Raw genomic sequence first — 8,984 nt, forward strand, 5'->3', positions numbered from 1 at the left:
CTCCCAGGTTTCAAGACCGGCAAGCGGTCACATGTCTCAAAGCGAAATCGAGACGTAAAGTTCCGTTCAGCGAGAGTTATTGGGGAAAAACCGGCAACGCATGCATGTAAAGCGGGGCTCTTTGCCGAGCCTCGCAGCCGATACGACCTTCAACAGAACCTTATCGACCGGGAGTTTGTGGCAATTTCATACCGCCTGCGCGCAGAAATCCGAGTCTCGGGGCTTCAGGCGCCATAGGTTTCGCGCTTGGACAGCTCGCCGAGCGCAATGGCGCGCTGGCGCAAGCTGTTGCGCGCAAGTCCTACCGGAAGCTGCCGCGCTTCCTCTAGATTTTGGCGCGCCTCACAGCGCAGAAGCTTGGGGATCGACGATATCGCGTCGTCCTCGGCCGCGGTACTGGCAGGCATTGCAAACACCCGCCGCCGCCGCGCAACGAGATGTCGCGCTGCGGTTGAGATGAGGCCTGCATCGTTGAATTGCAGGTATTCGCAGACACGCCGATAGTACCTGTCATAATAGATGAGTACTGCGCTGTCGCGGCCCGGGTAGATTTCGACTAGCTCAAAGACTTCGGTGGTGCCGCTTTGAAAGGCGTCCATCCAGTACCGGCGATGCTGCTCGGCGCCGGACAGCAGAATCCCGGGGCCAGAAACCGGTACCGACGGAATCGCGCTCGTTGCGTCGGGCGCGTACAGCGAACAAACTGTTTCCAGGTCATTCGCCTTGCAGGCGTCCAACCAGTCGATGGCGCGCGCGATAGGGTCAACCTGGGCCATGTTTATGTCCTGCCATCTGCGCCCCTGCTGTGATGCAGGCGCTTTTTGCCACCCTCCGAATGAAGGCAGCATGAATGGGCCCTTCAGGCTGTAGCCAGCAAGCGAAAGTCGGAAAAACGGGAACTGGCGTTGAGGCTCAGCTCAGCTCAGTCTCCACGGCAATGCGGATCAAATCGGAGTGGCTTTTCGCACCAAGCTTCTGCTTAAGCAGCGACGTCGTATTGGCGACCGTCTTGTAGGAAATGTCCAGAACGTCAGCGATCTCACTGATTTTGTCGCCTCGCGCCAACAGTCGCAGTATCTCGAGTTCACGCGGCGTCATCTGGGACGTGGGGCTCGAGCGAATGGCGGCTGCGGAGAAGGTGACGGATTCGGCGAGGCGCGGCGTGATAAAATTTTCCCCTGCCGCCACCTTCCGCACGGCCTTGACCAACAAGCGCGGATCGTCGCCTTTGGAAACGTACCCCTGAGCTCCTAGCTCGAGAGCGCGCGCAACGAACGCTGGGTCGTCGTTCATGCTAAACATGATGATGCGCGCATCGGGGTCTTCTTTCCGGATCCGGCGCATCAGTTCGAAACCGGAAAGGTCGGGCAGATTGATGTCGATAATCGTCACATCGGGGCGCTTACTCATATAAGCGCGGTGACCGGATTTCTCATCCGCTGCTTCGTCGATTTTCACCGAAGCATCGGAAGCGAATAGCGACCGGCATCCGGAGGCGACTACAGGATGATCATCAACGATCAACAATTTCATGATACATTTTCTGCAAGTTGTGACCTGTCTATAGATAGGAGGTCAGCAGCCTTTGAACAGGGATTGTTCTGTTCATAGCTTGGAATTCTTCCAATGTGGAAAACATATTCACTTCGCACTCGTCTATCGCTGTTTTTGTGCGCCGTTTTCCTCGTGGCTTTAGTCGCCGGCGCCTCGCTATTGCGGCTTTTCTCGGCTGACCAGCTTGTCGACGAGAACGAACCAGCCGAGCGCTCGGCCGTCCTGGTTGCGGGCGCTCTCAACAATGCACTGAAGGTGACGTCCGACCCGAACGCCGTCCTAATGGCTTTTCTCTCCGGCCTGGCCTCCACCAGTCCCGATGCCCTGCAGTTCCGGCCGGTCGGCGCAGCATCGACGACGAAAACGGACCTCGCCGTTGTGCTAAGTTATTCTCACGTGCCGCACTGGTTCGTGAGCTTTCTCAACTTGCCGGATCTGTCACGGCATATTCCAATTCTGGTCGGGGATCGGCGCGTTGGAGACCTCGTCTACGAGCCCGACATTCGGGCAAACATCTATGAAAAATGGGTGGGCTTTCTCTCGATCGTCGCTTCCGGCGTAGGATTGGCCTTTCTTACCATTGTTATCGCATTCTGGACCGTAGGGGCAGCCTTGAAGCCGCTCAGCGATCTCGGAAACGGGCTGGCAAAGCTGCAAGATGGCCACTATGAGGCCAGGATCGATTGCTCGGGGCCCCCGGAAATACGCCAGAGCTGTTTGGCCGTAAACGAACTCGCCAGCACGCTTTCAAGCCTCAACTCCGAAAATCGGACTCTGCTCCGTCGGATGATCCTGATTCAGGATGAAGAGCGGCGCGACATTTCGCGTGAACTCCATGACGAACTCGGGCCACTTCTTTTCGCCATCCGGGCCAACGTCATAGCCATGGCCGACGCCAGTAACATCAGTGAGGACGATCCGGACTCCGCGCCGCACCGGGCGATACAATCTGTGGAAGCCCTGCAGATGGCTAATCGTCGGATACTGGATCGCCTACGACCTCTCTATATCGAAGAGCTCGGATTGCAATCGAGCATCAAAAAGTTGCTTCGTGACGTCCATGCTCAACTTCCTAGCCTCAATGTGGCCTGTGACATCGGCCCCGATCTGGACGGCATGGACAGTGTTGTCGCCCAGACAATTTATAGGGTCATACAGGAAGGTATTACCAACGTCTTGAAGCACGCTGGGGCCAGCCAGATGAGAGTGAAAGCGGCGCTGCACAGCGGCTCGGTTGTTGTAGAAGTATCGGATAACGGAACCGGCTGGTCGACAGAACCCGTGTTCGGGCGAGGCCTAACAGGCATGCGGGAGCGCTTGCGGGCGTTGGCTGGGAGCTTCGAACTGTCGCGGCGAGATGGCTGGACGTCGATCTGCTGCAAGCTGCCGGCTTCTGGCGTCGCACGGCCTAATCGTTCTTCGTTGACACAATCGTGAGCCCGGCTTCCGCGAGCGCCGACAGTACGGCTTTCGCAATACAGTTGGCATCCTCGGTTCTCAGCCGTTCGACGGCAGGCTGCTTCGTGCTTTCGTGACAGGCGCATATAGCGGCCGCGATGATGGATGTCAGCTGGAACTGATCAGCCAGAAGGCCCTTTGCCGGTCCGGTCACCACGCTGATCCGAAAAAGTCGATGGGAGACATCCGGTCGGCAGTAGCAACGGTGGTAGCTCCGGCGGTTCGAGGCTTTACTGCCCGCGCAGCAATCGCCTGCCGGCGCGGCTTTCGGGACATGTTAGAGCGAGCAGTTTCCTTCAGGCGGTAGCGGGCCTGCGCATCGTTGAAAGAGATGTTGATCGCAGGCGACTTAATGGCAGACGAAACGAGAGGTGGCGCAGGGGGCAGCGGCGCAGCTTCCGTGACCGCCAGGCGGACCGGGGCCGCGTCATCAGTGAAGACCGCCTGCCGACGCTGAGGCTCGCCGTGATGGGCCATGGCGCGAAGCGTATCGAGCGACGTCCACCGCTCGGTCTGTGCCGAGCTCAAGCCGTTCTCGTGTGAACCGAATAGCCAAAGCGCGCCGACAAGAACGGATCCCACAAGGCAGAGGTATCGAAAAAGGAACAAGGCGCTTTCCTGCTTCATTACGTATTCGGCATCGACGTGGCGAAAACCGGCTGGATCACCGTTTCGTTTCCGGTAACGAAAAAGCATAGCTAATCCTGACCAAAAAACCCGAAGGGCGGCGTACGTTCCTCCTCGGCAACCTCACGCATGACGATTGGCTCGCGTCGCGCCACTGCAATATCGACAAATTCTTGCCGAGGACGTTTTCGCTCGGTCCATTTGCGTGGCTCATTCGTACGTCTTTCCGCGCGCCGACTGCGCTCGACGCTCTTCACGCTCCCGCTCACTTGCACGGAGGCGGGCGACGCCTGCGCCTCGTGTATCGCCTCGGAAGACGCCGGTGCCGACGCTGTAGGCGCAGCTTGAGGCCGCTGAGATCCCGAAGTGTCTATCGAAACCGACGCCGGCGCTGACGGTTGGTCGACCCGGCGTGGCGTGCTCTCCGCCAGAGACGCCGAGGCTGTAACCAGCGGTGCAGTCGCGCTCTCCGGCCCCATTGCGGCAGGGGGAGCGGCTTCGGATGTCGAAGCTATGCGCTCAAGGCGGTTCGGCCCATCGGTCTTCTTCTGCGTCGTCGCCGTCATCATCGCGCCCCCGCCAAAGCCGACGGCGATTGCCACGAAGACCGTCCCGACGCCGGCAAAAAACGAACTCGGACTGAACGACATGGCCAATCTCCTGTTGCCGCATCACACAGGAAAAGCGGCCCCACTTTGTGGAGCCGCTCCGTTGAAGTCGCTATTCGACGATCTGGACGATGCGGTGGGTGCCGGGATCGACCAAGACGGTGCGATCGTTGACCACCGTGTAGCGATACTTGGTCACGCCATATTCCTTCGGCACTTCGTAGTAGGTGACGCCGCTTTCTGGCAGGTCCGCGCCCACGCGCACTTCGCGCTCATACCGATAGGACGGCACGCGGCGCTCTGAGACGTAGCTTCGGAACCGTGGGCGGGTTTCGTCGGCAATGCCGCCGGCAACGGCGCCAACGCCGGCACCTACCGCCGCGCCAACCGGGCCGCCCACGACAGCGCCCGTGACGGCTCCGGTGGTTGCACCAGCCGCCACGCCGCTTTGCGCCTGAGCTAGGATCGGAGCCGAAAGCGCTACCAGAACAACCGCACTTGCCAACATAGTCTTCATCATCGTCTTTCCTCCTGTGCTGTTAAGGACATGAGAAACTGACAAACAAAAAATACGTTCCAAAAAAATTGCCACTTTATCCCGGTGCGAGAACGCGGCCTTCGGGATTTGGTGGAGCAAGCTAGTGCGGCTTGCGCGCCGAACTGTCCGGCGACCGACCAAAAAAATGGCCCGCCGAAGCGGGCCATTCTCCTTAGCGAGTGCCGTAAAGATCGCGCTCTTTGCGAACCTGGTCCGCGCCGTAGGGCTGACCTGCCGGATCATAGCCGGTCCAGCCGGACTTCGTCCAGGCGGCCTTGCGGTCGCTCAGATTGACCGAAGAGGGGTTGAGCAGAGCGTCCAGACGGGTGCGGTCCGCATCGGCTACTTTGGCCGACACAAGCGTGCCGCCGCGGCGGACGCCCTCAGCATAAAGCGGAGCCTCATCTTTCGATACGCCCGCTTCCGTCAATGCACCGACAAGTCCGCCAGTGGCGGCGCCGGCTGCCGCACCGACGGCGGTGGCAGCGAGCCAGCCTGCGGCAACCACAGGGCCGAGGCCCGGAATGGCGAGCAGCCCGAGGCCGGCCAGCAGGCCGGCCGCGCCGCCCAGACCGGCGCCAACACCAGCGCCGGTGCCTGCGGCTTCCGCGCGATCATCCACGCCGTCGCCATCGCGATCTTTCTTTCCATCATACCAACCCTCAGAATTGTTGGCGACGATGCTGATGTCGGAGTGAGGGACGCCAGCCGTCTCCAGGCGATCAACAGCCTTCTGAGCGTCGGCGTAGGTGTCGTACAGACGAGAAATAGTTACGGTCATTTTGGCATCCTTTGATTATTTGGCGGCGTTGACGTTGCCCTGGAAATCGACGGTGACCGCGCTGGACGATCCGCCCTTGCTGGCCCTGCCGCGCCAGACGCCGTTATCGTCTTTCTTCAACTCGGTGACGCCGGTGTAACCGGCCTTTTCGATCGCGCTCTTGGCTTGGCCTTCGGTGAACGAGTTTCGTCCTGCTACCGGCGCAGTCGAATTCTTCTGCTCGCTGTTAACAGCGTTGTTTCCCGGACCGCTCTTGGCCGCCGGCGCCTGAGCATATGCGGCACTCGACAAGGCCGCGGCAACGCAAAGGCTAAAGATGGGAATTCGAAGGTGTTTCATGTTGAGATCCTCACAAGTGACAGGGCGCTTCCAACTTTCGACTTTGCACACCGTTCCACGGGGTCGGGAAAAAGTGGCACTTCCTGTGCGTTAAGATCGAGCGGACGTCGCGTCTCGTCCTGTGCCGGAGAACCTGGTCGCCGATTCCTGATTCGCGCGTCCAGGGAGCCGTCATTAGTCCGCGACTGGCGAATTGTCGGGCAATCGTGACAGCATCTCGAGCGCAATCCGACTGTTCAGGACGGCAAACGTTTCACGGGTGCCGAGATAGCTGATGGCGTCATCGAAGCAACAGGCGTCTTCGATTTTTGCACGCGCGATGGCGAGATCGGAGTCGATCTGGCCGCGGGTTCGCGGCTGATCGGCCAGCGTTCGCAGGTGCGCCTCGCGCTACTCGTGCAGCGGGCTGGTGCCGTAGATAGGCGCCGCCAGTCGTTGGCGCGGTCGAGCAACTTCGGCCGCATATTCTGTTCGGGAACCAAACAGGCCGGCGCGTTGGCCGGCCTGCACCAGGCGCGATGACAGTAGCGCCACCGGTACCGAAAGCAGCAGACCGACGATGACCGGCATCATCCACAGGTAGAGCGGTAGGATAGAAGCGGAACAAACTTGAGCTTCGAACGCCCCGCGTGCTCCGAAGTTCGGCCAAGACCAGGCAGGCCGGCCGATCACAATGAGTATTTTTTGAATGCATCACGACTCAAAAAGCGACGCGAAATAGGTCGTGTCCGAGTAAGGAAGCCTTCGCCGCCACGCGACGGCGAAAGCTCCGAACGTTAGTTCTCGGTGCAGACCTTTGTAGTCTTCATGCCAGTCTCGGCTTCAGTTTTCGTCTTGTACGTGCCGTTATCGACGATGGTCGTGGTGGTGGTTGGCTTCTTGTCCACAACGGTGCACTTCTTCGTAGCGGGATCCCGCACCACGTAATATTCGGTAGACACGGCAGTGGTCTGGGCGAATGCCGAGGTCACTGCGAACACGCCGACGGCACTGGCAATCAAAAACTTCTTCATCTTGTTTCCTCCGGTTTGCATACGGTGCACGGCGCCCGATGCGCGGAGTAAAACTGAGGGCGATGCCGAATGTTCCCGATAAAATCGCCACTATTTCCCGGATTTCAAAGGCGTAGACGCATCGCCTGATCGAGTTCAGCGAGAGGGCCGAAGCCGATTTCGTCGATTTTTTGCGCGTCCAAGGTCGTCAATTGAAGTTCGATACGCGCGATTAAGGCTCTATCGCATGGCGTGCTTGGGATGAAGAACCAGTGCGCCGCACCTCCGGAGCGCTATCCCTGTTGGCGACCTCGATAGATTGCCATCGTCAGCGGCATTCTCATCGACAGCTTCCGCCCTTATCGTTAAAGTCAAACCACCGTGCACAAGGTCGAGAATTGCTGCATCAATCGCTTCGCTAGTTTCAAGGCGCTGAGAATTGAGGCGCTCTAGTAACACGCAGTTCAGACTTAAGCAGCCCAGCTTTCCTGAACGTTCATTCAGGAAATTCCTCCTGAATTGGCGGAACGGCTTTGCGCCCACGGCATTTTATCCCCGCACACTCGATGGAGGAAAAATGCATAAATCGTTTATTGCTCTCGCTGTCGCGGCTGCCTTTGGCGTCGCCATTCCTGTCGCGACTTCTACGTCGGCCAACTCAGAAACAATCGTCATCAAGCGCGATGGCGGACATCATCACGGCGGCTATCATCGTGGTCACAGCGCCAAGAAGGTCATCATTGTGAATCGTGGCCATCGCGGGATGCACCGCGGTCACCGCTACTGATCGTTCAGCCACTAGACCAAAGGGCCCCCTTTCGAGGGGGCCCTTATCTTTGGTTCCGGCGTTCTTGCGCCGAAGCTTCGCGGGCCTCGCCTAGATCCGTGCTAATATCTTCACAGGCTTTTGTAGGTAGATGCTTTCCGATCAGAATTTGACTACCGTTCTCAAACCGAAAATGAAAGCGTTACCAAGCCCGCGGCCAGGTATGCCGCTTTTCAGTGGATCGGCAGCCCCCCCGCCCGGCCGTGCGATAAACTGAGCGTTCGGCTGCAGCAACCACCCCGGACGGAGTTCGTAGGCGTAGGCCGTGGTTACCAGCGCTTCCGACGACCGACGCGCGAAGGTCGGATCGAGGAAGAATTGATAGTCTCGGTCGAGCGCCTGAACGGCCCGCGAAACGTGTGCATAGGCAACAGCGATACCGAACTTGTCGTTCGGTCGAGCATCAAACCATCCGTTCCCTTGAAAACCCACGTCGGCATAGACATCAATTAAGTTTCGATCTGGCGGGCTCACCACCGCACGTGCGAACACGCCAATACCGCGATCCTCGTCGTCACCTCTTGCGGCCACCTTCTGCTCGATCACGGCAAACACGCCGCTATCGCCGCGTAACGTCGCTGGCATCCCGGATGAGGTGGGATCAGCCAGCGAACGGCCATCGGAGGCAAAGCGCTGGCTGTCAAACTCACCGAAATGACGGAAGCCGCCGAGCTTGAAAGCGCCTGGCGTGCTCTTGCCGAGCGCATCAGACCAATCAAACGCAACCTGCCCTATCACTAGCGGCGGATCGCGCAGCCGGAAGTTCAGACCGTAGCGGTTACGCTCTTGCGGATCACCCTCCCCGGGTCCGGCGGGATCACCATTATAGACCGCGATCATGCCGGTGATGTTGTCGCTCAGCTTTGCCCGAAACCGGGCGCCGAGCGCGGCGAGCGGTGTTGCTGGGCCACCGCTCGGCAAGTTAATTGCCGTTGCTGCCGGCCAGGTGAACGTTGCATTCGTAAACACGTCGCTGAATTTCGTCGTAATGAATTCAGTGTCCGCCGAAAGTTGCCCGGCACGAATTGACAGTCGATCATTGACGAACTTCTGCTCAAACCACGCCTCGAACAGCCGAACGGTCGTCAGCCCTTCAATCCCGCTCGCACCCATGAAGCTCTGCAGATAGCGGTTAGTGAATTGATCGCCGTGGATTGCGAAGACGTTGCCATGAAAGCTCAGGCCTTTGGCGCCGGCGGCTTTTTCGAAGTCAACATCGACGGCGAGGTTCAGGCGGCCCAAGAGGCTTGCTCCCGGCCGC

General features: G+C 59.1%; 11 protein-coding genes. 2 read left to right on the forward strand and 9 right to left on the reverse strand.

Translation table 11 applies throughout. From position 1 onward, the window contains the following. Positions 1 to 224: 224 nt before the first annotated feature. Together JWR89_RS25970 and JWR89_RS25975 are read right to left on the reverse strand one after the other, a co-directional pair. Positions 225 to 776 (reverse strand): nuclear transport factor 2 family protein, encoded by a 552-nt coding sequence (locus tag JWR89_RS25970; protein ID WP_299721073.1) that lies wholly within the window; start codon positions 774 to 776, stop codon positions 225 to 227. 136 nt (positions 777 to 912) lie between these two features. Next, the gene (locus JWR89_RS25975; RefSeq protein WP_299721074.1) at positions 913 to 1,533 is read right to left on the reverse strand and encodes a response regulator transcription factor; all 621 of its coding nucleotides are present in this window, start codon (positions 1,531 to 1,533) and stop codon (positions 913 to 915) included. Between the two features lie 93 nt (positions 1,534 to 1,626). Between JWR89_RS25975 and JWR89_RS25980 the strand changes: the two genes are divergently transcribed. Then, a complete protein-coding gene (locus JWR89_RS25980) occupies positions 1,627 to 2,991 on the forward strand; it encodes a histidine kinase (protein WP_299721075.1) in 1,365 nt (454 codons plus the stop codon). 171 nt (positions 2,992 to 3,162) lie between these two features. Here the strand turns inward: JWR89_RS25980 and JWR89_RS25985 are convergent, their stop codons facing one another. From JWR89_RS25985 to JWR89_RS26010, 6 genes are all read right to left on the reverse strand, one after another. After that, the gene (locus tag JWR89_RS25985; protein WP_299721076.1) at positions 3,163 to 3,708 is read right to left on the reverse strand and encodes a hypothetical protein; all 546 of its coding nucleotides are present in this window, start codon (positions 3,706 to 3,708) and stop codon (positions 3,163 to 3,165) included. A 2-nt stretch (positions 3,709 to 3,710) separates the two neighbouring features. After that, positions 3,711 to 4,289: a hypothetical protein gene (locus JWR89_RS25990; protein ID WP_299721077.1), complete on the reverse strand. Its 579-nt coding sequence runs from the start codon at positions 4,287 to 4,289 to the stop codon at positions 3,711 to 3,713. A 70-nt stretch (positions 4,290 to 4,359) separates the two neighbouring features. Next, positions 4,360 to 4,884 (reverse strand): DUF1236 domain-containing protein, encoded by a 525-nt coding sequence (locus JWR89_RS25995; RefSeq protein WP_366143018.1) that lies wholly within the window; start codon positions 4,882 to 4,884, stop codon positions 4,360 to 4,362. A 73-nt stretch (positions 4,885 to 4,957) separates the two neighbouring features. Further along, positions 4,958 to 5,566 (reverse strand): general stress protein, encoded by a 609-nt coding sequence (locus JWR89_RS26000; protein ID WP_299721078.1) that lies wholly within the window; start codon positions 5,564 to 5,566, stop codon positions 4,958 to 4,960. A gap of 15 nt (positions 5,567 to 5,581) precedes the next feature. Continuing rightward, positions 5,582 to 5,905 (reverse strand): hypothetical protein, encoded by a 324-nt coding sequence (locus JWR89_RS26005; RefSeq protein ID WP_299721079.1) that lies wholly within the window; start codon positions 5,903 to 5,905, stop codon positions 5,582 to 5,584. Between the two features lie 776 nt (positions 5,906 to 6,681). Next, complete coding sequence (locus JWR89_RS26010) at positions 6,682 to 6,918, reverse strand: hypothetical protein (RefSeq protein ID WP_299721080.1); 237 nt, start codon at positions 6,916 to 6,918, stop codon at positions 6,682 to 6,684. A gap of 556 nt (positions 6,919 to 7,474) precedes the next feature. On the opposite strand from JWR89_RS26010, the gene JWR89_RS26015 reads away from it, so the two are divergent. After that, the gene (locus JWR89_RS26015) at positions 7,475 to 7,684 is read left to right on the forward strand and encodes a hypothetical protein (protein ID WP_299721081.1); all 210 of its coding nucleotides are present in this window, start codon (positions 7,475 to 7,477) and stop codon (positions 7,682 to 7,684) included. A gap of 141 nt (positions 7,685 to 7,825) precedes the next feature. Here the strand turns inward: JWR89_RS26015 and JWR89_RS26020 are convergent. Continuing rightward, on the reverse strand, positions 7,826 to 8,984 hold a 1,159-nt coding region (locus JWR89_RS26020), incomplete at its 5' end, for a carbohydrate porin (RefSeq protein ID WP_299721082.1).

It is taken from the genome of Tardiphaga sp. (genome assembly GCF_028290785.1).
Lineage (GTDB): Bacteria > Pseudomonadota > Alphaproteobacteria > Rhizobiales > Xanthobacteraceae > Tardiphaga.